2 protein-coding genes (both only partly in view) are annotated in these 24984 nt (G+C 66.2%); both read left to right on the forward strand.

The features are described 5' to 3' along the window. Positions 1 to 4580, forward strand: the 3' end of a protein-coding gene (locus ACZ60G_RS18880) for a non-ribosomal peptide synthase/polyketide synthase (RefSeq protein WP_465811341.1). 13057 nt of this gene lie to the left of the window's left edge; only the last 4580 of its 17637 coding nucleotides appear in the window; the start codon falls outside the window, past its left edge; it ends in the stop codon at positions 4578 to 4580. Next, positions 4580 to 24984 carry the 5' portion of a non-ribosomal peptide synthase/polyketide synthase gene (locus ACZ60G_RS18885; protein WP_465811342.1) on the forward strand. Its footprint extends 4747 nt past the window's final position, so the window shows 20405 of its 25152 coding nt (coding positions 1-20405); the start codon lies at positions 4580 to 4582; the stop codon falls past the right edge of the window. Before ACZ60G_RS18880 ends, ACZ60G_RS18885 begins: the two co-directional genes overlap by 1 nt.

Below are 24984 nucleotides of genomic sequence, written 5' to 3' on the forward strand. Positions count from 1 at the left end.
AGCTGGCCGCCACCACGTTCGATGTGACCGTCGATATCCCGGTGCGGATGCGGCTGTTCCGGATGGCGGGGCGCGCGGAGTTCGTAATGGCGGCGGTGCTGCATCACATTGCGGCGGACGGATCCTCGCTCGCGCCATTCGTCCGTGACCTGATGCATGCCTACAGCGCACGCCTGGATGACAGTGCACCCGGCTGGACACCGCCCGCCATGCAGTATGCGGATTACGCACTGTGGCAGCGGCAACTGCTCGGCAGCGAGGACGAGCCCGAATCGCTCTCGGCACAACAGATCGCGTACTGGACCCGGACCCTGGACGGACTGCCGGATCAGCTGGCGCTGCCGACCGATCATCCGCGGCCCGCGCGGCAGAGTTTGCGCGGCGCGAAGGTGGAGTTCGCGATCGACGCGCGGTTGCACAGCGCGCTCGTCGCACTCGGACGACGCAGCGGCGCAACGCTGTTCATGGTTGTACACGCGGCATTCTCCGCACTGCTCGCTCGGCTCTCGGGCAGTTCGGATATCGCGGTCGGTACGCCGATCGCGGGCCGGGGTGATGCGGAACTCGACGATGTCATCGGCATGTTCGTGAACACGCTGGTGCTGCGTACTCGGGTCGATGGCGACGAAAGCTTCGATGCACTGTTGGAGCGGGTCAGGGCAGCCGATATTGCCGCCTTCTCGCACGCGGATGTGCCGTTCGAGCGCCTGGTGGAGGTGCTGAATCCGGAGCGATCGACGGCCCGGCATCCGCTGTTCCAGGTCGGGCTTTCGTTCCAGAATCACGAGCGCGGTGAACTACGGCTACCCGGGATCGAAGTGCAAGAGCTCGAATTCGATAGTGGGGTCGCGCAATTCGATCTGCACTTGTTCGCTGTCGATCACTACAGTGCGGACGGCGTGCCTGAGGGCATCGATCTTGCGCTCGGGTTCGCGACGGACTTGTTCGAGCCCGCTAGTGCGCAACGGTTCAGTGAGCAGCTGCGGCGAGTGTTCGAATCGATTGTTGTCCAGTCGGATACGGCTGTCGGTGAGTTGGATCTGCTGGGTTCGGCAGAGCGTGCGCGGTTGCTCGGCGAATGGAATCGGACCACGCATCCGGTGGCCTCGGCGACCTTGGCGGATCTCATCGATGCTCAGGTCGCGCGGACACCTGAGGGTGTGGCGTTGATCGATGCGAGCTCCGAATCAGTGCTTACCTACGCCGAATTCGACGCTGCGGTCAACAGATTGGCGCGCAAGTTGATTGCCGACGGCGTCGGCACGGAGGCGACCGTAGTGCTCGCCATGCGGCGCTCGGTCGAGTTGGTTGTCGCCATGTACGCGGTGGTGCGAGCCGGTGGTGCGTATGTGCCCATCGATCCGGATCATCCGGTCGACCGCATCGCATACGTCATCGAGACGGCCGCGCCCGTGTGTGTGCTCACCACGTCACGCGATGGTGCACCCATCGAAACATCCCTTCCCGCAGTGGAAGTGGATCGACTCGAGTTGGCTGACTACGCGGCGACTCCGATTACGGATGACGAACGGGTGCGACCCTTGCGGCCCGAGCACCCGGCATATGTGATCTTCACATCCGGTTCGACCGGACTGCCCAAGGGCGTCACCATTTCGCACGCGGCGATCGTCAACCAATTGGCCTGGCTGCGTGACCGATTCGCACTCGGGCCACACGGGAGTGCGTTGCTCAAGACTCCGGCGACGTTCGACTTGTCGGTGTGGGAGTTCTGGTCGGTCCTGACGACGGGTGGTCGCCTGGTGGTGACCGAGCCCGGTACCGAACGCGATCCGGATCGGCTGCTGGCCCTGATCGAACGACATGCGGTGACGGTGTTGCACGCCGTACCTTCGCTCGTCGGCATGCTGCTCGCGGTATCGGATGCGCCGCTGCCGAATTCGCTGCGGCAGGTGCTCGCCATCGGTGAGGCGCTGCCGCCCGCCACCGCGATCGAATTCCGCCGTCGGGCCGGACATGCCGGCACGCGACTGTTCAACCTGTACGGCCCGACCGAGGCAGCCGTGTCGATCACCGCCTTCGAAGTCGATGCGGACCCGGCCCATATCGTGCCGATCGGCGCGCCCGCCTGGAATAGTCGGCTCTACGTGCTCGATGCACGGCTGCAGCCGGTCCCGGTGGGTGTGACCGGCGAGTTGTATTTGGCCGGCGCGCAATTGGCGCGCGGCTATCAACGCAGGCCCGCGCTGACGGCCGACCGTTTCGTCGCGGATCCCTTCGCGAGCGCCGTCGGCACGACGATGTACCGGACCGGCGATATCGTCCGCTGGCGTCCGGAGGGCACGCTGGAATATCTGGAGCGCGCCGACTTCCAGGTCAAGATCGGCGGCTTCCGGATCGAGCTCGGCGAGGTGGAGGCCGCGCTGCTGCGGCTGCCCGACGTGCGCGCCGCGGTCGCGGTGGCGCACGCTGGAGCTCGGCTCATCGCCTATGTTGCGATGCCGGACTCGACGGCTGCCGCTGAATTGGCCGGTGCGTTGCGTGCGGCCGTGGCGACAGAGCTGCCCACCTACATGGTGCCCGCCGCGATCGTTGTGCTGGAGTCGTTACCGCTCAATGCCAATGGCAAAGTCGATCGGGCCGCACTGCCCGACCCGGTGTTCACCGCGGCTGCTTTCCGCGCACCGACCAGTGAGCTGGAGCGCTTGGTCGCGGCCACCTTCGCCGAGGTGATCGCAGCCGAGGAAACGGTCGGGCTGGATACCGACTTCTTCGCGTTCGGGGGCAATTCGCTGCTGGCGACCCGGCTTGCGGCGCAGCTGGGCTCGACACTCGGAGTGCGGGTCCCGGTGGCCGCGGTATTCGACGCACCGACCGTCGGGCTGCTCGCCGCGCGACTGGCCGGACTCGGGGATGCCGATGCCAGGCCCGCGCTGACGCGACGTTCGGGCAGCGCACCTGCCCCGCTTTCGCTGGCACAGCAGCGGATGTGGGTGGTCAACCGGCTGGCCCCGAACTCCTCGGCCTACAACATCCCCGCGGCGCTGCGTCTGACCGGCGCACTGGATATCGCTGCCCTTGGCGCAGCGATCCTGGACGTGATCCGACGCCACGAAACCCTGCGCACCCGATATCCGGATGCCGAACCCGAACCGGTGCAGCAAGTACTGGACGCTGCCGAGGTCGATCTGGCACCGATCCTGTCGGCACAGAACGATATCGACGCGCGCATCGCCGAATTCGTCGCCTCCGGTTTCGATATCACCTCGGCACCACCGGTCCGCGCGGCATTGTTCCGCACCGATGTCGATGAGCATGTGCTCGTCGTGGTGCTGCACCACATCAGCGCCGACGGCTATTCCGTCGCCCCGATGACGCGGGATCTCATGCGTGCTTACCTCAGCCGGATCGCGGGCACTGCGCCCGACTGGGAGCCACTGCCGATCCAGTACGTCGATTACAGCGTCTGGCAACGCGCGGTGCTCGGCTCCGACCGCGATCCGGACAGCCTGCTGTCCCGGCAACTCGGCTATTGGACAACGGAATTGGCGGGCTTGCCCGAGGTACTTCCATTGCCGACCGATAGACCGCGCCCGGCGCGCCGGGATATGCGCGGTGCCACAATCGGTTTCGAGATCGACGCGGTATTCACCGCGCGGTTGGACACGGTTGCCCGTGCGCACGGCACAACGCTGTTCACCCTGATCCACAGTGCGTTCGCGGTCCTGCTCGCGAAACTGTCCGGCACCACGGATATTGCCATCGGCGCACCGGTCGCGGGGCGTGGCGAGCGTGCACTCGACGATCTGATCGGCATGTTCGTGAATACCGTCGTACTGCGGACGGAGGTCGACGCGCGCACCGGCTTCGCGGATCTGCTTCGGCAGGCCAGGGATCGCGATATCGCGGCGCTGTCACATGCCGACGTGCCGTTCGAGCGGGTGGTCGATGCTGTGGGCCGGACCAGGTCCAGTGCCTACACCCCGATTTTCCAGGTGATGTTCGCCTTCCAGAACATGCCGTCCGGCCGTATCGCGCTGCCCGGACTCGAGGTCGAGGTGCTCGATCTCGTGCTGGCGGACGCCAAATACGACCTGCAGCTCACCGGCATCGAGTTGTTCGATGCGGCCGGTGACCGGACCGGATTGGATATGCGATTCGGTTACGCGACCGACATTTTCGACGCCGCAACGGTCCGGCTGTTCGCCGAGCGGCTGCTTCGCATATTCGAGGTAATCGTGGAAGACCCGGCTATCGCGATCCGCGCCATCGACATTCGCGATGCCGCCGAACAGCCGGAAAGTCCTGCGGTTGCGGCCGACCTGCCCGCGCTGATTTCCGCTGCCGCCGAAATCAATTCCGGCGCCGTTGCTTTCACTCATGACACGCGCGCGGTGACCTTCGGCGAGCTGGCCGCGAAGCTCGCGACGGTCGCCAAGGCCATGGGGGCGACCGCGAAACCGGAAGCGCTCATCAATGTCGCCCTTGCCGGGCTGGTGCCCGGCCTCCTGGCCGCTCTCGGTGGCAGTGGTCTCGCCGCGGTCCTGCGGTCCCTGCGCACCGAGGCGCGGGCCGTGCTCTCCAACTCGGATTCGGAAGTCGATTCGGAAGGAATCAACTGATGGCCAAGGCAGAATCGGTCGCATCCAGCAAACTCGGCAATTGTATTGCCGCATACGATCATTCGGCACTGCGCCGGGCGTACGGACTCGACGATCTCCCCATCCTGATCGACAAGGTCGCCGAATTGGATCCGGAGCGGGTCGCCCTGCGGCACGACGGGACCACCATCACCTACGGTGTGCTGGCCACCGAGATCATGGTGCTGGACGAGGCGATGGGTGGGGGTCTCGGTGCCGACGCACTGGTATCGGTCGTGGTCTCCAGCCAACTGCCCGCCCTGCTGGAGTCCGGGGACGGTGCACTCGGCACTGTGCTGGAGCGACTGCTCGATGACGCCCTGACGGCGGCGGCGCACGTGCTGCCGTCGATATTCGCGCCGATCGAGACCCTGGTCAGTGAATTCGAGGAGCAGGTGCGCCGGACACCGGACGCGGTAGCTCTGGAATTCGCTGGTGCAACACTCACCTACGCGGAGTTCGACGGCCGGGTGAACGCCCTCGCGCTGCGCTTGATCGACCTGGGTGTCGGCCCGGACAGCCTGGTGGGGCTTGCCGTCCGACGCTCGTTCGACCTGCTGGTCGGCATGTACGCGATCCTGAAGGCGGGCGGCGCGTATGTGCCGATCGATCCGGAACATCCGGCCGAACGCATCGGCTACGTGCTCGAGGTCACCGCACCGGTCCTGGTACTCACCACGGCCCACGACCAGCCCGAGCTCGGACCGGGTATCCCGGTACTGCGGATCGACGAATTCGACACCGCCGAGGCAGCGGCGTCGATCGATGACCGCCCGCGTCCGTCGGCGGACAATGCGGCCTACGTCATCTTCACCTCAGGATCGACCGGACGCCCGAAAGGTGTTGCGGTATCGCACCGTTCGATTCTGGCCAACCTGCGGTGGCGACAGCGTCTGTATCGACTACGCGGCGACGATGTGGTGCTGCAGAAGACGCCGTTCACCTTCGACGTCTCGGTATGGGAATTCCTCTGGCCGTTGCAGGTCGGTGCGCGACTGGTGATCGCGGCGCCGGATGGTCATCGCGATCCGGCATATCTGGCGCGCACGATCGCCGAGCGTGGCGTCACCGTCGCGCATTTCGTACCTTCCATGCTCGCGGTATTCGTGGCCGAACCGCAGATCGAAAGTGCGGCACGGACCTTGCGCCTGGTATTCGCCTCCGGCGAGGCGCTGCCGGCCGCCACCGCGGCCGCCTTCCGCGATATCAGCGGCGCGACACTGCACAACCTGTACGGCCCCACCGAGGCCGCCGTCGATGTCACCGCGCACGAGGTCACCGCCGCCGACAGCGCGACCGTGCCCATCGGTGCGCCTGCCGACGACACCGAATTGCTGGTGCTCGACGACAATCTGCGGCCGGTGGCCAGTGGGGTCGTCGGTGAGCTCTATCTCGCGGGGGTGCAGCTGGCCCGCGGCTATGTGGCCCGTCCGGGACTGACGGCCGACCGGTTCGTGGCCAATCCGGAAGGTGCGCCTGGTGACCGGATGTACCGCACCGGCGACCTGGTCCGCTGGCGCACCGATGGCGGCGGCGGCCCGGACGAACTGGAATATCTGGGTCGCATCGACTTCCAGGTCAAACTGCGCGGGCTGCGGATCGAACTCGGCGAGGTCGAGGCGGCGCTGCTGCGCAATGAACAGGTCGCGCAGGCCGCGGTGCGGCTGCATCGGCATGCGGGCGGCGATCATCTGGTCGGTTACGTGGTGGCCGACGGTGGCGTCATCGTCGATCCGGCCGCGGTGCTGGAATCCACGCGCCGGGACCTACCGGACTACATGGTGCCATCGCTGGTGGTTGTCCTCGACGAAATGCCGGTCAATGCCAATGGCAAGCTCGATCGGCGCGCACTGCCGGATCCGGTATTCGGAACGGCCGCATACCGGGAACCATCGACCGAGGCAGAGGTGGCCGTCGCCGAGATCTTCGGCCGGCTGCTGGAGACGGATCGGGTCGGTGCGGACGACGACTTCTTCGCGCTCGGTGGTAACTCGCTCATCGCCACCCGCGCCATTGCCCGAATCGGGGCCGCGCTCGGCATTACCGTCGATGTCCGCGATTTTTTCGACCGCCCGACGGTAGCGGCGCTGGCCGGGCTGGCACGGACCGGAGCCGCACGACCGGCGCTCATCGCAGCCGCGCGGCCGCAGCACATTCCACTGTCCCCGGCGCAGCGGCGCATGTGGTTTCTCAACCGGTTCGGCACGCACACCGAATCCGCCTACGTCTTCGATACCGCAGCGGTGGACAATATTCCGGTCGCACTGCGGCTACGCGGTGCACTCGAGGTCACCGCCCTGTCCGCGGCGATCACCGACCTCGTTGCCAGGCACGAGATCCTGCGCACCGTCTATCCGCAGACCGCCGATGGTCCGGCTCAGGTGGTGCGACCGGTGCACGCCACGTTCGACCTTTCGCCGAGCTATATTCCCGAGGTCGAACTCGCCGCGGCGGTATTGGCCAGCGCGGTACAGGGATTCGATGTCACCGAGGAGATTCCGGTCCGGGTGCGGTTGCTGCGCAGCGGACCCGAGGACCACACATTGGTCTTGGTGGTGCATCACATCGCCGCCGACGGAGTCTCGATGGGGCCGCTGATGCGCGATCTCGTCACCGCCTATGCGGCCCGTCGTGCCGGGCGCCGACCGGACTGGGCGCCGCTGCCCGTGCAGTACGCGGACTACGCGCTGTGGCAGCAGGATGTGCTCGGCAGCGAGCACGATCCGGAATCGGTGGCCGCGCGCCAACTCGGATTCTGGGACGCCGAATTGGCCGACCTGCCCGCACAGCTGGATCTGCCCACTGATCGGCCCCGCCCCGCCGTCGCGTCCTACCGCGGGGCGACCCACGAGTTCGCGATCGACGCGGAGCTACGCCATGCGATCGACCGGATTGCCGCCCGCAGTCGAGCCACGCCCTTCGTGGTGGTCCATGCGGCGCTCGCCGTCCTGCTCGCGCGCCTGTCCGGCACCGCCGATATCGCCATCGGCACACCGGTCGCGGGGCGCGGCGATCGCGCCCTGGACGACCTCGTCGGCATGTTCGTCAATACGCTCGTGCTGCGTACCGAAGTACGGGCCGACCTGAGCTTCGCCGACCTCGTCGCCCATGCGCGCGAGCGCGATCTGAATGCCTTCGCGCACAGCGATGTTCCCTTCGAGCGTCTGGTCGAGGTGGTGAACCCGGCGCGTTCCCGGGGCAGGCATCCGCTGTTCCAGGTCGCGCTGTTCATGCAGAACATCGGGCCGATCGCATTGACGATGCCAGGCCTGGATGCGGAGCTGGTCGATTTCGATCCCGGCTTCGCCAAATTCGATCTGCAGCTGACTCTTTCCGATACCGAGTCCGGCTACCGCGCCGAATTCACCTATGCCACAGACCTGTTCGATGCCGCGACCGTGCGCGAGTTCGGTATCAAATTTCTCCGGCTGCTGCGCGCGGCGGCCGCCGATCCGGATGTCACGGTCGGCGATATCGAACTTCTCGACGCGGGTGAACTCGATTACGTCACCGCGAGCTGGAATGCCAGCGGGCACAAGGTCGCCGATCAATTTCTGCACGAAGGGTTCGACAGCCAGGTTCGTCGCACGCCGAAGGCCGTTGCCCTGGTGTCCGATACCGCCGAACTCACCTACACCGAACTGTCCGAGCGGGCCAATCGCCTCGCGCGCATGCTGATCAGCACCGGCGTCGGCCCGGAATCGGCGGTGGTGCTCGCGATGCCGCGCTCGATCGAGCTGGTCGTCGCGATGTATGCGGTGCTGCGCGCCGGTGGCGCCTATGTGCCGGTGGATCCCGGACATCCGGCCGAACGCATCTGGCACATTCTCGATACCGCCCGGCCGCATTCGGTACTCACCACGCGCGGTACCGGCTTCACCCTCCCCGCGACCGTGCCGCCCAGCGTGCACCTGCACCGTATCGACGAACTTGACCTTTCGGAGTACTCGGCGGCGAACATCGCCGATCGCGAGCGCCTTGCGGTGCTGCGGCCCGAACACCCCGCCTACATAATCTTCACCTCCGGCTCGACGGGTCGACCGAAGGGCGTATCGGTCGAGCACCGCGCCATCGCCAACCAACTCGCCTGGATGCACGCCGAATATCGGCCGCGCGTCGGCGATGTCTATCTGCAGAAGACCGCGACCACCTTCGACGTTTCGCTGTGGGGATACTTCCTGCCGCTGCGCGCGGGCGCGACCCTGCTACTCGCCACGCCCGATGGCCACCGCGATCCGCGCTACCTCGCGGAAACCATTGCCCGCCACGGCGTCACACTGACCGACTTCGTGCCATCGATGCTCGCGGTTTTCGCCGCCCATACCCAAGCGAACGAACTCGATTCGCTGCGCGATGTTTTCGTCATCGGCGAGGCCTTGCCGCCGGAGACCGTCGCGGCCTTCCACGCGGTGAGCGATGCCGCGCTGCACAATCTGTACGGTCCGACCGAGGCAGCCGTATCCATTACCTATCGCGAGGTCACGGTCGACGACGAGCTGGTGCCGATCGGCGAGCCGGAGTGGAATTCCCAGGTCTATGTGCTGGATGCGCGACTGCATCCGGTACCGATCGGGGTACCCGGCGAACTGTATCTGGCCGGTGACCAGCTGGCCCGTGGTTATCACGGCCGGGTCGATCTGACCGCGGATCGCTTCGTGGCCAACCCTTTCGGCCGAGCGGGTGCGCGAATGTATCGCACCGGGGATCTGGTGCGCTGGAGTGCCGATGGGGAACTCGTCTACCTCGGCCGGATGGACTTCCAGGTGAAGTTCCGCGGTCAGCGCATCGAGCTCGCCGAGATCGAGACGGCACTACTCGTGGCGCCGGAGGTGAGTCAGGCCGCGGTACGGCTGATCGATGGCGACTATCTCGCGGGGTACGTGATTCGCACGCCGGGCAGCGTTTTGGATCTCGAGGCTGTCAAGGCGGGGCTGGCCCGGCGTCTTCCTGGATATATGGTGCCGACCGCGCTGGTCGAGCTGTCCGAATTCCCGCTCAACAGCAGCGGCAAGCTGGACCGCAAGGCGCTGCCGGTGCCGGTGCTGCGGCAACAGAGCTTCCGAGCGCCGACCAACGCGGCACAGCGTCTGGTCGCCGCGGTATTCGCCGAGGTACTGCGAGTGGAACGAGTCGGCCTCGATGACGATTTCTTCGCGCTCGGCGGCAGTTCGCTGGATGCCACCCAGGTCACCGCGCGGGCGGGGGAGGCCATCGGCACGCGCATCCCGGTGCGCGCCCTTTTCGATGCCTCGACGGTCGAGGGATTCGCGGCCGCCGTCGACGAGCTCAGCAGGGCGGGTGCGTCCGTGCGTCCGCTGGTGCGCCGCGAGCGCCCGGCACGCATTCCGCTTTCGCCCGCCCAGCAGCGGCTGTGGTTTCTCAACCGGATCGAAACCCAGGACCGCGCCGCCAGTGTGTACAACCTCCCGGTCGTGCTCCGGCTCACCGGCAGGCTCGATGTCACCGCGCTGGAGCGTGCGGTGCTCGATGTGCTGTCCAGGCACGAATCCCTGCGCACCATCTACCCGGACAGCGAATCCGGTCCGTACCAGTCGATTCTGACACCGGCCGGCATCGGCCTGACTCTCGATCCGGTACCTGTCGAACGTGCCGATCTGACGGCCGCCATTACCGCGATCACCACCGCCGGGTTCGATGTGACCACCGAACTGCCGTCGCGTGTCGCGCTATTGATCGTCGATCGGGTGGACGACCGGCGCGGCATTTCTGGCGACGAATACGTGCTGGTCTTCGTCGTTCATCACATCGCGGCCGACGCACTTTCGATGACACCGCTGATCACCGATCTGGTGCACGCCTACCTGGCCAGATTAGGTACTGCATCGCGCAGCGATTCCGTGAGGGGTGGTGGTCGGGCGACGGGTGGGCCGAGCCGGAAGCCGGATTGGCGCGAGCTGCCGGTGCAGTACGCGGATTACAGCCTCTGGCATCGCGAGCTGCTCGGTTCCGAGGACGAGCCGGGCGATCCGGCATACCAGCAGTTGCGATTCTGGCGCGCCGCTCTCGATGGCATGCCGGCCCAACTCGCGCTGGCGACCGACCGGCCACGCCCCGCGCTGCCATCGAATCGCGGTGCCGCCGTGAATTTCGAGATAGAACCCGCGTTGGCCGCCGCCCTGCGCGTACTCGCACATCGCAGCGGTGCGACGCTGTTCATGGTGGTGCACGCGGCCTTCGCGGCGACGATTGCGAGATCGAGCGGCACCGATGATGTGGTTATCGGCTCACCCGTCAGCGGTCGCGGCGAACGCCAACTCGACGCGCTCATCGGCATGTTCGTGAACACCTTGGTTCTGCGCACCCCGGTCGATGCGGCAGCCACCTTCACCGAACTCCTTGCGGGCGTGCGCGATGCCGACCTCGCTGCCTTCGCGAACGCCGATCTGCCGTTCGAGCGGCTGGTCGATGCCATGGCCGTGGATCGGAGCACAGGAGCGCACCCGCTGTTCCAGGTGCTGTTCAGCTTCGGTACGGCACCGCGCATCGTCGCGGGCAGCCGGGCGCTCGAAGTCCCGTGGCTTACCGTGGAACCGCTCGAATCGCTCGATCCCACCGCGAAATTCGATCTGCACCTGGTGGTGCACGAACGCGCCGGTGATCACGGGCTCAGCGGCAGCCTGCGCTATGCCACCGATCTGTTCGATGCGGCGACCGTCGCTGGGTTCGTCCGTCGCTTTCGGCGGGTGCTCGTCACTGTGGCGGATGTGCCGCAGACCCGGATCGGCGAGATCGAGCTGTTGGCTGCCGACGAGCGGTCGTTATTGGACCGCTGGACCGACACGACGCACGTTGTCGACGAAACCCAAACGCTCGCTTCGCTATTCGCTGAGCAAGTGGTGCGCACTCCAGGGGCACCCGCGCTCACCTTCGAGGGGACAACCCTGTCCTATGCCGAATTCGCCGGACGGGTGAACCGGCTGGCACGCTGGCTCATCGAGCAGGGCGTTGGTCCGGATTCGCTTGTCGCACTGGGTATGCGGCGCTCAATCGAACTCGTGGTGAGTGTGTATGCCATCACCGTGGCGGGCGGTGGCTACGTGCCGCTGGATCCGGACCATCCGGCCGAACGCACCGGCCACATCCTCGATACCGCCGCTCCGCTCTGCGTGCTGACCTCGGGTATGGATCTGGATATCGCTGCCACGCAGGTCCGTATCGATCGACTCGACCTTTCCGAGTATTCGGCCGCGCCGGTGACCGATGTGGATCGGCGTGCGCCGCTGCGGGCCGCCAATACCGCCTATGTCATCTTCACCTCGGGCTCAACGGGTCGGCCCAAGGGGGTTGCGATGCCCCACCGCGGCATCGTGAACCGGCTGCTGTGGATGCAGTCGGCGCATGTCGCGCTCGATGGCACCGATGCGCTGCTGCAGAAGACGCCGGTGACCTTCGATGTTTCGGTGCCGGAGTTCTTCTGGCCGCTGCAGGTCGGTGCCCGGCTGGTTCTGGCTCGTCCGGATGGTCATCAGGATCCGGTGTATCTGGCGGATCTGATTCGGCGCGAGTCGATTACGGTCGCGCATTTCGTACCGTCCATGCTCGCGTTCTTCGTCGCGGACGATATCGATGTGCCGACCCTGCGGCACGTGTTCTGCTCAGGCGAGGCGCTGCCCGCCACCATCGCGCAGCGGGCACGCGCGGTTACCGGCGCGCGGGTGCACAACTTGTACGGGCCCACCGAGACGGCGGTCGAGGTCAGCGCATACGAGGTGACCGATGCCGATAGCGGTGCGCTGCCGATGGGCGGGCCGATCTGGAATACCCGTGCGTATGTGCTCGATGCGCGGTTGCGTCGGGTGCCTGCCGGTGTACCCGGGGAGCTGTATCTGGCCGGAGCTCAGCTGGCCCGCGGCTATCTCGGTCGGGCCGATCTGACCGGTGAGCGGTTCGTGGCCGATCCGTTCGGTCCGGCCGGTGCCCGGATGTATCGCACCGGCGATCTGGTCGTCTGGCGGGCGTCCGATCAGCGGGGTGTGCTGGAATTCCTCGGACGCACCGACTTCCAGGTGAAGGTCCGCGGCCTGCGGATCGAACTCGGTGAGATCGAGTCGGTATTGCTGTCGGTTGCCGCGATCGCGCAGGCAGTCGTCGTGGTTCGCGACGACCACGGCGACCAACTGGTTGCCTACCTGGTGGCGGACGGTGAACTCGATATCGATAGCGTTCGAGCCGAAGTCGCGCGGCGGCTGCCCGCCTACATGGTCCCGTCGGCTTTTGTGATTTTGGATGAATTCCCGATCACGACATCGGGCAAGCTCGATCGAAAAGCATTGCCCGCCCCAGCTTTTGCCGCTGCCGAATTCCGCGCGCCGAGCGATCTCGCGGAAGCCCTTGTCGCCGAGACGTTCACCGCGCTGCTCGGCATCGACCCCGTCGGTGCGGATGACGACTTTTTCGCCCTCGGCGGCAATTCGCTCATCGCCACCCAACTCGCGGCCCGGCTGACCAAGGCGACCGGCGCGGATGTACCCGTGCGCACCATCTTCGACGCCGCTACAGTGCGCGAGCTGGCGCGTCGGATCACGGTCGAGCCGGAGGTGGCACCTGCGGCCCTGCCGCCGTTGACGGTTCAGGATCGCAATGAGCCGATTCCGCTGTCGATCGCCCAGCAGCGCATGTGGTTCCTGAACCGATTCGACTCCGCGAGTGGCGGATACAACATCCCCTTCGCGCTGCGCCTCACCGGTGTGCTGAATGTGCCCGCACTGGAACGTGCGATTGCCGATGTCATCGCCAAGCACGAGACACTGCGCACCATCTATCCCGAACACGACGGCGCCGCAACGCAGGTGGTGCTGCCCGCCGGGACCAAGTTGGTGGAACTCGTCGCTCGTGCGGTGTCGACAGCCGAGTTACCCGAACTCGTCGCCACCGCGGCCCAGACCGGATTCGATGTCACTGCCGAAGTTCCGTTGCGCGTCCGGCTACTCCGAATCGACGACGGTGACAGCAGGTCCCGCCAACAGGTGTACGTACTGCTGTTCGTCGTGCATCATATCGCCGCCGACGGCTGGTCTTTCGCGCCGCTGACCAGGGATCTGGCTACCGCCTATGTGGCTCGCTGTGCGGACGTCGCACCGTCCTGGAGTCCGCTCGCCGTGCAGTACGCGGACTTCGCGATCTGGCAGCGCGCTGCTCTGGGCCGGGCCGATGACAAGGGTTCGCCGCTGGCCCATCAGCTGCGGTACTGGACCGGTCGGCTCGCGGGCGTTCCCGAGGTATCGACGTTGCCCACGGACCGGCCGCGCCCTGCGGTCGCCTCGAACCGAGGCGGTGCCATCACCGGCCGTCTCGATCGGGTATTGCACCAGGGCATCCAGGATGTGGCGCCCGCCCATCGGGTCACCCCGTTCATGGTGCTGCACGCCGCGCTCGCGGTACTACTGAGCCGCCTGAGCGCTGCCGACGACATCGTCATCGGTACGCCGGTCGCCGGGCGCGGTGACGAAGCCCTGGACGAGCTCGTCGGCATGTTCGTCAATACGTTGGTGCTGCGTACCGAGGTGCGCGCCGACGCAACGCTCGGTGAGCTCTTGGCGACCGTCCGCACAGCGGATCTGGCGGCCTTCGATCACGCCGTCGTGCCCTTCGAACAGCTCGTCGATGTGGTGAATCCCGTTCGCTCGCAGGCACATGCGCCGCTGTATCAGGTGGCGATGACATTGCAGAACCAGTCCAAGCCGGACTTCCGGCTGCACCGTTTGAATATTGCCGCGCTCGATATCGGACCCGCGCCGATCCAGCTGGATCTGGACTGGACGCTGACCGACCGCTACGACTCCGATGGCACACCCGACGGCATTGATGTGCATCTGCACTACGCACTGGACATCTTCGACAAAGCAACCGTTGACGGGTTCCTGGCAGGTTTCGAGCGGGTAGTACGCGCCATGGTGCGTGAGACGCGAACCCTCGTCGGCAATGTCGAGTTGATGTCGGTGGCCGAACGCGGACTACTGCTTTCGGATCGCAATGCCACCGCGCGGATACTGCCTTCCGAGACCCTCGATGATCTGCTGACGGCCCGCGTGGCCGCGACACCCGATGCCGTTGCGGTGATCTTCGAGGACACCTCCGTGACCTATGCGCAACTCGAAGCCAAGGTGAATCGCCTTGCGCGCTGGCTCAATTCGGCAGGCGTTGGTCCGGAGACGATCGTCGGACTCGCCGCGCTGCGCTCTGCCGACATGCTCGTGGCCATATTCGCGATCGTGCGTGCGGGCGGTGCCTATCTGCCATTGGATCCGACTCATCCGGCCGACCGGATCGCGCAGGTGATCGATAGTGCCGCACCGGCTCTGGTGTTGGCCGTCGGCGGCGCGGAACTGCCCGACCTCGGTGACATCCGGGTCGTCGATCTCACCGATCTCAGCGGTTTGGACGCCGCGCCGAGCCCCAGAGCGCCACTGCGCCGCGACAATACGGCATACGTGCTGTTCACGTCCGGCTCGACCGGTCGGCCGAAGGGCGTCGCGGTCACCCACCGCGCCATCATGAACCAGCTGCGCTGGCTCGAATTCCGCTACGGCGTCACCGCCGCCGACCGCATTCTGCAACGCGCCCCGCTCACCTTCGATGTCTCGGTGTGGGAGTGTTTCCTGCCGATCGCGGTCGGTGCACCGCTGGTGATCGCCCGTCCGAGCGGCCACCTCGACCTGGCGTATTTCGCCGGACTGCTGCGCGAACACGGCATCACCATCGCCGAATACGTGCCATCGGTACTCGCGGCGCTCATCGGTGAGGGCATGGGCGATGCGCTGCGCTCCTTTCGCCATCTGCACTGCGGCGGTGAGGCGCTCACCCCGGACCTGCTCGCGGCGATTCGCGTACATGCCGGCGGCGCGGTGCACAACGCGTACGGCCCGACCGAGGCGGCGATCTCGGCGATCTATCACGAATTCACCGACGACGATTCCGGCCATGATGTCGCCATCGGACGTCCGTGCTGGAACACCCGTGCCTATGTGCTGGACGCACGATTGCGCCCGGTCCCGGTCGGTGTCACGGGCGAGCTGTATCTCGCCGGCGACCAACTGGCGCGCGGTTACCACGGACGCGCCGGACTGACCGCCGAGCGCTTCGTGGCCGATCCGTTCGGTGTGCCCGGGCGGTTGATGTACCGCACCGGCGATCTGGTGCGCTGGAACCGCGGCGGCGACCTGATCTATCTGGGCCGCAATGATTTCCAGATCAAGTTGCGCGGTCAGCGAATCGAACTCGGGGAGATCGAATCGGCGCTGGCCGGGGTGGCGGGCGTGACGAATGCCGCGGTCATATCGACGCGCGACACCTCGGGCTATGACTGCCTGGTCGGCTACATCAGTGGGGCGGAACTGTCCTCAGATGCGGTGCTCGCGCAGGTGCGTGAGTATCTGCCCGCATACATGGTGCCCGCGCAGCTGGTTGTGCTCGACGAGATGCCGCTCACCACGGTCGGCAAACTCGATCGCGCGGCGCTTCCAGCGGTCGAAGTCGCCGGTGCCGCAACGGAATTCCGCGCACCACGGGAAGGCACCGAATCGGTGCTCGCCGCACTGATAGCCGACCTGATCGGTGGCGTGCGGATCGGCGCGGATGACGATTTCTTCGCGCGCGGTGGCAATTCACTATTGGCCATGCGCCTCGTGGCACGAGCGAACGCGGCTTTCGGCAGCGCGCTGACCGTGCGCGAGATCTTCGAAGCACCGACCGTGGCCGAATTGGCACTGCGGGTGACCCGCGCCGATGTCGTGCGGCCCGCGCTGGTGGCACAGCATCGTCCGGAGCGTATTCCGTTGTCGCTGGCCCAAACTCGGATGTGGCTGTTGAACCGGCTCGATCCGGAATCGGCCGTCTACAACATTCCGATCACCATCCGCCTGACCGGTGCGTTGGACGAAGCAGCGCTGCGTGCCGCGCTGGGCGATGTTGTCACCCGGCACGAGTCGCTGCGCACCGTGTTTCCTGCGGACAGCATCGGTCCCGCGCAGCTGGTGACTGAATCGACTTCGGAGCTGCGGCGGGTCGATATCGGCGAATCCGACCTAATCGCGGCGGTTGTCGGCGTCGCCGGGATCGGGTTCGATCTGCGTACCCGGATACCGGTGCGTGCCACGCTGTTCCGGGTCGCATCCGACGATCATGTGCTCGTCGTGGTGGTGCACCACATCGCCGCCGACGGTGTCTCCACTGCCCCCCTGGCGCGCGATCTGATGGTGGCATACAGCGCTCGCACCGAAGGTGTGGCACCGCAGTGGCAGCCGCTGCCGGTCCAGTACGCGGATTTCACACTGTGGCAGCACGAAGTGCTCGGCTCGGCCGACGATCCGGACTCCGTACTGGCCCGCCAGATCGCGCATTGGCGCACCGAACTCGACGGACTCGCCCCGGTGCTGGAATTGCCCGCTGATCGGCCGCGCCCCGCCGTGGCCTCCGGTCGCGGTGCAGCGGTCGAGTTCGCCATAACTTCGGAACTGACCGCCGCGATCGCGGATCTGGCGCGCAAACACGGGGTGTCGTCGTTCATGGTGGTGCACGCGGCTTATGCGGCACTGCTGGCCCGACTGGCCCGCGCGGACGATATCGCGATCGGCACCCCCGTCGCGGGCCGGGCCGAGGCGGCGCTGGATGATCTGGTCGGCATGTTCGTCAACACGCTGGTCTTGCGCACCGAGGTCGCGGCCGGGGCAACCTTCGCCGAACTGCTCGCTCGGGTGCGTGCCACCGATGTCCGAGCATTCGCACATGCCGATTTGCCGTTCGAGCGACTGGTGGACGAGCTGAATCCGGTACGTTCGCAAGCACATTCGCCGATCGTGCAGACGTTGCTCACCTTCGAGCACCGTGACGATACGGTGCTGCGCCTACCCGGGCTCGAGGTCGCCGCGTATCCCATCGACAATCAGATCGCCCAGTTCGACCTCGCGCTCGAACTCGCGGAGGGCGACGGCGCGCTGCGTGCCGTGATGCGCTACGCGACGGATCTGTTCGAACGGGCGACAGTCGAATCGTTCGCGGCCCGCTTCGTGCGCCTACTCGAGGCGGTCGCCGCCGATTCCGCCATACGTGTCGGCGATATCGAGCTACTGGACCGGAACGAGCTGTCCCTGCTCAATCGTTGGAACGACACTTCGTTCGCGAAAAACCGGTCACAGACTCTGGTGTCGCAGTTCGAGGAACAGGTACTGCGGGCACCCGACGCGACCGCGGTGACGTTCGAGGGGCGCAGTCTGTCCTACGCCCAGTTCGCGGGCCGGGTCCATCGGCTGGCGCGATGGCTGGTCGGGCATGGCGTAGGCCCGGATTCGGTTGTCGCGCTCGGCATGCGGCGCTCGCTCGACTTGGTGGTCGGCATGTACGCGGTCACTGTCGCCGGTGGCGCGTACCTGCCGCTCGATCCCGACCATCCGGCCGACCGGATCGTATATGTGCTCGAGACAGCGCGTCCGGTGTGGGTGCTCACCTCGGGTACTGATCTGGAAGCTGTCGCGGCACGCCAGGTTCGGATCGATCGCCTGGAACTGACGAGATACTCACCCGCGCCGCTGACCGCAAAGGATCGTCTCGGCGTGCTGTTGCCGGACCACCCCGCGTATGTCATCTTCACCTCTGGTTCGACCGGCCGTCCCAAGGGCGTCGCGGTATCACATGGCGCGATTGTCAACCGCCTGGTGTGGATGCAATCCGAGTATGGGCTCCACGTCGACGACGCGGTATTGCAGAAGACCCCGGCGACTTTCGATGTCTCGGTCTGGGAGTTCTTCTGGCCGTTGCAGATCGGAGCGCGATTGGTGCTCGCGCGGCCGGACGGTCACCGGGATCCGGCCTATCTGGCGCGGTTGATCAGCGATGAAAGAATCACCGTCGCGCATTTCGTGCCTTCGATGCTCGCGGTATTCCTAGCGGAACCCCGTGCGCGCGAATGCGTCACGCTGCGAGCGCTATTCGCCTCAGGTGAGGCGCTGTCCGCACCGACCGCGCAGCGGGCCCGTGAGCTGACCGGTGCCCGCGTGCACAATCTGTACGGGCCGACCGAAGCCGCGGTCGATGTCACCTTCCACGAGGTGACCGATGCCGATGCGGAGTCGGTGCCGATCGGCAAGCCGGTATTCAACACCCGATTGCTGGTGCTGGATGCACGGATGCGGCTGGTGCCGGTGGGTGTGCCCGGTGAGTTGTACCTCGCGGGTGAGCAGTTGGCGCTCGGCTATGTACGCCGGCCGCAAATGACCGCTGAACGTTTCGTCGCGAATCCCCTCGGCGGCGTGGGGGAGCGGATGTATCGCACCGGTGACCTCGTCCGGTGGACTGCGAGCGGCGAGCTGGAGTACCTGGGCCGCACCGACTTCCAGGTGAAACTGCGCGGGTTGCGCATCGAGCTCGGTGAGATCGAATCCGCGCTCACCGCACTGGATGTCATCGGCCAGGCCGTCGTCGTGGTGCGTAGCGACGAGCGAGCCGGCGATCAGTTGGTCGCCTACCTGGTGGCCGATCCCGCGGTCGATATCGACGACGTGCGCGCGGAACTGGACGCCGCGCTGCCCGCCTATATGGTTCCGTCGGCCTTCGTCGTGCTCGATGCTCTCCCGCTCAATACCTCCGGCAAGCTCGATCGCGCCGCGCTGCCCGCTCCCGTATTCGAGACCGCCACCTACCGAGCTCCCGCGACGGCGACCGAACAGACCGTCGCCGAGATCATGGGCGAACTGCTCGGCATCGAGCGAATCGGCGCCGACGACAACTTCTTCGCCCTCGGCGGCAATTCACTGATCGCCACCCAGCTGGCCGCCCGGATCGGTGCCGCGCTGGATGCCGAAGTCCCCGTGCGGATGGTGTTCGAGGCACCGACCGTTGCCGGAATAGCCACCCGAGCCGCCCCGCTCACCGGCACTGGCGGTCGTCCGGAGCTCACCGCGCGCCCACGCCCCGACTTGATTCCGCTCTCGCCCGCACAGCAGCGGATGTGGTTCCTCAACCGTTTCGATCCCGGCGAGACGGTGAACAATATTCCGGCCGCGATCCGGCTCACCGGAGATCTCGACACCGATGCGCTCGCCGCCGCGCTGGCCGATGTCGTCGCCCGCCATGAAACCCTGCGCACCGTATATCCGGATGTCGGCGGCACCGGCTACCAGCGGATTCTGGACGCGACGCCCGAAATCCTCGAGCTGGATTCGTCGGCACTGGTGGACCTGGTTGCCACACCCTTCGACGTCACTACTGAAATACCGCTGCGCATCGGGCTGGTCACCCTGTCGGATCGCGAACACCTACTCGCCATCGTGGTGCATCACATTGCGGCGGACGGCTTCTCGATGGCTCCGCTGGCGCGCGATATCGCCACCGCTTACGCGGCACGGGCCACCGGCACCGCACCGACGTGGACAGACCTGCGTGTGCAGTACGCGGATTACGCCCTTTGGCAACGCGACATCCTCGGAGCCGAGGACGATCCGGAATCGGTAGCCGCACAGCAACTGCGCTACTGGAGCCGCGTACTCGGCGGGTTGCCCGCTCAGCTCGATCTGCCCTCGGATCGGCCACGTCCCGCCATTGCCGGCCATGCCGCCGCGAGCACCACCATCGGGCTCGATACCGCGATCCGCGACGGCATAGCCGCCATCGCCGGACGATACGACGTCAGCCCGTTCATGGTCGTCCATGCCGCGCTGGCTACCTTGCTCGCGCGACTGTCCGGCATGGATGACATCGCCATCGGCGCGCCGATCGCGGGCCGCGGTGCCGCCGCCCTCGACGACCTCGCCGGCATGTTCGTCAACACATTGGTGCTGCGTACCGAGGTGGCGGGCTCGGACTCCTTCGCCGCCGCACTGCGCCGCGTCCGCGACGGTGACCTGGATGCCTTCGCCAATGCCGATGTGCCGTTCGAGCGGCTGGTCGAGGTGTTGGATCCGCCGCGCTCGGAGGCACGGCATCCGCTGTTCCAGGTCGCGCTGTTCTTCCAGAATCTCGCTCCCGTATCGGTGGAGCTGGCGGGCATCACCGTCGCCGAATGCGAAATCGACTACGAGACAACACGATTCGATCTGCAACTGACCGTCACCGACGATGCGCTGCGCTTCACCTACGCCACCGACCTGTTCGACGAGTCGACCGTCGCGACGTTCGCCGCACGCTTCATTCGCCTGCTCGGCGCGGTGATCGACCATCCGGAACAGGTGGTCGGCGATATCGATCTGTTCGAGACCGGTGAGCTGGAACGGGTGGTGACCGCGTGGAACGACTCCGCGCACACCGCATTCGTCGCGGAAATGCTGCTCGACGAATTCGAGCAACAGGCCGCCGCGACACCGGACGATATGGCTTTGATCTTCGACGAAACCACCATGACTTACGGTGAGTTGGATCGCAGGACCAACCAGCTGGCCCGATATCTGATCGCGACCGGTGTCGGGCCGGAGTCGTTGGTGGCATTGGCGATTCGGCGTTCGTCCGATCTCGTGGTCGCCATGTATGCGGTGCTCAAGGCGGGCGGCGCCTATGTACCGATCGACCCGGACCATCCTGCCCAGCGCATGGCCCACATCATCGACACCGCCGCACCTATCGCACTGCTCACCACCGAGAGTGATCGTCAGGACTTCGGATATGCCGGGGCGACAGTGTGTGTCGATACCGTTCCGCTCGACGACTGCGCCGACGACCCGATCGCGGTGAACGAGCGGACCGCGCCGATTCACCCCCGAAACCCGGCCTACGTGATCTTCACCTCCGGTTCGACCGGAAAACCCAAGGGCGTCAGCGTATCCCACGCCGCGATCGTCAACCAGATGACGTGGATGCAGTCCGAGTACCGGCTGGCCGCCGAAGACGTATACCTGCAAAAGACGGCGACCAGCTTCGATGTCTCACTGTGGGGTTACTTCCTGCCGCTGCGCATCGGCGCAACGCTGGTGCTGGCCGCTCCGGACGGCCACCGCGATCCTCGGTACCTCGCCGGAGCAATCGCCGAATACGGCGTAACTGTCACCGATTTCGTGCCATCGATGTTGAGCGAGTTCGCGAGACATGTCGAAACCGCCGCCGACCTCGACACATTGCGCACGGTATTCGTGATCGGCGAAGCACTGCCCGCCGAGACCGTCCGTGCCTTCGGTGCGGTGAGTTCCGCGCGCCTGCACAACCTGTACGGGCCGACCGAGGCCGCGGTGAGCATCACCTACCGCGACGTCACCGGTGAAATCGAACGCACCGTCATGCCGATCGGCACTCCGGAATGGAACAGCCGCGTGTACGTGCTGGATTCCCGGCTGCGACCGACGCTGCCCGGGGTCGCGGGGGAGTTGTATCTCGCGGGCACTCAACTCGCCCGCGGCTATCACGGCAGGCCTGATCTGACGGCGGACCGCTTCGTAGCGAACCCATTCGGACCTGCGGGCGAACGCATGTACCGCACCGGCGACTTGGTGCGCTGGGACACGAGTGGCGTCACCCCGGAACTCGTGTACCTGGGCCGCACCGACTTCCAAGTGAAGTTCCGTGGCCAGCGCATCGAGCTCGGCGAGATCGAGGCCGTACTCGCGGCGGTGCCCGGTGTTTCGCAGGCCGCGGCCGACGTGGTCGGTGACCGGCTCGTCGGCTATGTGGTGAGTGATGCACAAGATGTGCGCGCGGCAGTTCTGGCGGCCGCATTGGATGCGTTGCCGTCGTACATGGTCCCATCGGCGATCGTCGTACTGGATGCCTTCCCGCTCAACGCCTCCGGCAAATTGGATCGAAAGGCACTGCCGGAGCCAGTATTCGACGGTATCGCCTACCGTGCGCCGGTCACCCCGGCCGAACGGTTGGTGGCCGAGGCATTCGAGGCCGTACTCGCGCGGTCGCCGATCGGTGCCGACGACAACTTCTTCGACCTCGGCGGCAACTCACTCATCGCCACCCGGGTCCTGGCCAGGCTCGGCGAGCGACTCGGCCGGGTGCCCGTGCGGTTGCTGTTCGAGGCGCCTACCGTGCACGCCTTCGCGGCACGCCTGGCCGCGCACGCACATGACCGGGTCGTACCGCTCATCGCGGGGCCACGCCCCGAGCGCATTCCGCTCGCGCCGGTACAGCGCGGCATGTGGTTCCTCAACCGGCTCGACCCGGACTCGGCCGCCCACAATATCCCGGTCGCGGTGCGCATCGCAGGCGAGTTGGACGAGGCGGCGCTGTGTGCCGCGTTCACGGATGTGATCACCCGCCACGAGGCACTGCGCACGGTATTTCCGGCCGATGCGAACGGCATCGGACACCAGGTGATCCTGCCCGCCGAACCGGCCCCGGTATCCCTCGTGGTCGAGACCCCCGGCTCGGTGGACGAGCGCATCGCCGAGTTCCTCGGCACCGGCTTCGATATCACCGCCGAGGCACCGGTGCGCGCGATACTGCTGCGGGAGCACGCGACCAGCCATGTGCTCGTCGCCGTGCTGCACCACATCGCGGCGGACGGCTATTCGATGGGCCCACTGCTGCGAGACCTGTTGTCGGCCTATTTGTCCCGAGTCGTCGGCGGGACTCCGGTCTGGCCGGAGCTCGCCGCACAGTACGCCGACTACGCGCTCTGGCAGACGGCCGAGCTGGATTCGGTTGCCGCCGAACAACTCACCTACTGGACCGAAGCGCTGCGGGATCTGCCGGAAGAACTGGCATTGTCCACCGATCGGCCACGCCCGGCTGTCGCGTCCAAGCGTGGCGGCACGGTGCGCGCCCGCATCGGCGGTGGTGTCGGCGCCCGCGTCAACGAACTTGCCGCGCGGCACAACGCGACACCGTTCATGGTGGTGCACGCCGCACTTGCCGTATTGCTGGCCCGGCTGTCGGGCTCAGGCGATATCACCATCGGCACCCCGGTCGCGGGCCGCGGCGCGGCGGCGCTGGACGACCTGGTCGGCATGTTCGTGAACACCCTGGTGCTGCGCACATATCCGGACCCGGCCAGTTCGTTCACCGATTTGCTCGACGAGACCAGAACAAACGATCTGGCCGCGTTCGCCCATGCGACCGTGCCGTTCGAGCGCGTCGTCGATGAACTCGCCATCGAGCGCTCACAGTCCGAGCATCCGCTGTTCACCGTGGCGCTGAGCTATCTGAATGCAGGCACGGAGGAATTCACGCTGCCCGGCCTGGAGTTGACGGCTGTCGAATTCGATCAACCGGTCGCACGATTCGATCTCCAGTTCACCGTCGCGGCAGAACTCGACATCGAAGGTCACCTGGCAGTCGAACTCGACTACGCGACAGACCTTTTCGACGAAACCACAGCCACTGGACTGCTTCGACGGTTCGGTCGGGTAATCGGCGCACTCACCGCGAATCCGTCCGCGCCGATCGGCACCGTCGATGTGCTCACTCCGGCCGAACGCACCGAACTGCTGTCCAGACGGGGCGATGAACCGGTGCAGCCGCATACCCTCGCCGAACTGATGGCCGCGGCCGTGGGGATGAATCCCGATGCCCTCGCGCTGATTTCGGACGACCGTGAGCTGACCTACCGCGCACTGGACGAGCACTCCTCCCGCCTGGCCAGAATGCTGATCGGACACGGCATCGGCACCGAGGACTTCGTCGCGGTAGCCATCCCGCGCTCCGTAGAATCCATCCTCGCCGTCTGGGCGGTGGCGAAGACCGGAGCGGCCTTCGTCCCCGTCGACCCGACGTACCCGGCAGATCGAATCGCACACATGCTGTCGGATTCTGTTGCTGCCGTGGGCCTTACGCTCACCGCGTGTCGCCCGGCGCTGCCCGGCACCGCTGAATGGCTGGTACTCGACGCACCGGCCACGGCGGCCCGCATGCGGCATTCGAGCGCGGCACCCATTGCCCCCGATGAGCTGATCCGTCCGGTGCGCGTGGCCGATCCCGCGTGGATGATCTACACCTCGGGTTCGACCGGCACCCCGAAGGGCGTAATCGCCACCCACGGCGGCCTCGCGGGAGTGGCGCGTGCACAGCGGGATCGCTACCAGGTCACCGCGACATCCCGCGTCCTGCACGTGGCATCGCCCAGCTTCGACGCCTCCATGCTCGAACTCTTGCTGGCCCTGCCCGCCGGCGCCGCACTGGTGATCTCTCCCGCCGGTGTCTACGGCGGCTCGGAGTTGACCGCGCTCATCCGGGATCAACGGGTGACCCACGCCTTCATCACCCCGGCCGTGCTGCAAACACTGGATCCGAACGAACTTCCCGAACTCACCCACCTGACTGTCGGCGGCGAATCGTACGGCCCGGATGTGGTGCGACGCTGGGGAACCGGGCGGGCGTTCCACAACACTTACGGCCCGACCGAGACCACGATCATCACCAATATCAGCGCGCCGCTGCGGCCCGGCGAATTCGATCTGGGCACCACCATTCACGGCATGTCCGCGGTTGTGCTCGATACTCGATT

It is taken from the genome of Nocardia sp. NPDC102475, assembly GCF_055584605.1.